Source organism: Streptomyces sp. NPDC048171, from assembly GCF_043202655.1.
In the GTDB taxonomy this organism is placed as follows: Bacteria; Actinomycetota; Actinomycetes; order Streptomycetales; family Streptomycetaceae; genus Streptomyces.
The window spans coordinates 1-1,514 of sequence record NZ_JBIDAU010000043.1 but is presented as its reverse complement, the minus strand read 5'-3'; the positions used below and the strand labels follow the sequence as shown (position 1 = coordinate 1,514).

Genomic DNA, 1,514 nt, shown 5'->3' with positions numbered 1-1,514 from the left:
CAACCCCCCACCCACCCCCACCACCTCACCGCCCACTTCACCCAATACGCCGAACTCGACCAACCCACCCACATCACCACCCACACCCCCAGCCAACCCCACACCCAACCCCACACCACCCACATCACCGGCCACCAAAACAACCAACCCATCTTCACCACCACCCTCACCACCCACCCCACCCCCTAACCCAACCCAACCCACCCGACCCGCCCGACCCGCAGCCCCGCCACACCCAGACAAGTCCGTCCCCACCCAAGAGACCGACACACCCACAGCAGGCAACGGCTGTGACGAGAATCGTTTCGTCCCCGGCACCGACCAACATGGCCGTACGCGTGCTCGGACACGGAACCACCATGGCCAGCATCCGAGTCCGAGCACGGCGGCTGGTGCTCGACTGGTCCCGCGCCTGCGTGGACGGCTCTCACGTCGACGCGAAAGGGGGGTTAGCGACCGGTCCGTCACCGGTCCACCGGCGGAAGACGGGTGGCAAACACCCCTGATCTGCGACGGCAGAGGCACCCCGCTCCACGTCATCACTACCGCGGCGAACGTCAACGACATCACCCAGACGCTCGCTCTTGTGGACGGCATCGCACCCGTCGCCGGCCAGCCTGGCCGACCACGCCGGCGGCCCCAGTCACTCCTTGGTGACCTCGCCGTCCGGTGGGAACGACGCCTCGAACTCCACGACGCCTTCATTTCATTGGGCTGCAGCCTGATCTGCTGGAGGCGCCTCAAGAAGCGTGGATCATGAACTCACAACGCGCTTCATGAGTTACGGCTCACGATTGAGTTGGCGTATGACGCGAGATCGTGAACCCAAACCTGCAAGCGCCGTCTCCTGAGCACGTCCAAGAGCGGGAGGGAGTGCCGGTAGGTCACTGACCAGGTGATGTCGGTACCTCCATGGGCGGCCCGGGCCAGGTCCACAGACCCCCGATGAGATGCGAACAGCTCTGCGGCCTGTCCGTAGCTGAACCGCTGGTCCGGAACCAGTTCAACGATGCGCTCGCGGCAGCACACACGTCCGGTGCGGGAACGGATGGTGCGCACGTCACCCACGCGTGCCGGTCGGTCGACACCCGCAGGAACATCCCACTCGACGTCCGCGTAGGCAGACCACGACGGCCAGGATTCCGCATCCAGAAGTGCTGCGTAGACGAGGGCGGCAGACGCCTTCGAGTGCGAAGAAGCGGTAAGCGCGAGGGGCGACACCCCACGAGGGTAGACCGCGCCTCACCATGATCGTTTTCATGGTGAGGCGAGACTCCAAGCCGCGTACGGCGGGGTGGCCGGTGAGTTTGCCCATGACGAAGGCTTCGTAGGCGGTGTTGTCGGCGATGGCGATGAGGGCGAAGTAGTGGGGCTGCCGTACATGGGGCGCAAGACGAACCGCTGGCAGGCGCGAATCTGGTCCAAGAACTCCAGGGCGTGGTCGATGCGTCCGGTACGCCGCCACGCTTGGCTGAGCGGCACGGTCAGATCGGGGACCGTTCGTGGACTCGGTC

Annotated in this window: 1 protein-coding gene and 1 pseudogene; one reads left to right on the top strand and one right to left on the bottom strand. The window is 65.5% G+C overall.

Features of this window, described 5'->3' with window-relative positions; genetic code table 11:
- Positions 1-189: pseudogene (locus ACGF3J_RS38705) on the top strand (hypothetical protein); the annotation flags it as partial.
- Between the two features lie 585 nt (positions 190-774).
- On the opposite strand, the gene ACGF3J_RS38700 reads toward ACGF3J_RS38705, so the two are convergent.
- On the bottom strand, positions 775-1,221 hold the full coding sequence (locus tag ACGF3J_RS38700) for an SRPBCC family protein (protein ID WP_393856128.1): 447 nt from the start codon (positions 1,219-1,221) through the stop codon (positions 775-777).
- Between the last annotated feature and the right edge of the window lie 293 nt (positions 1,222-1,514).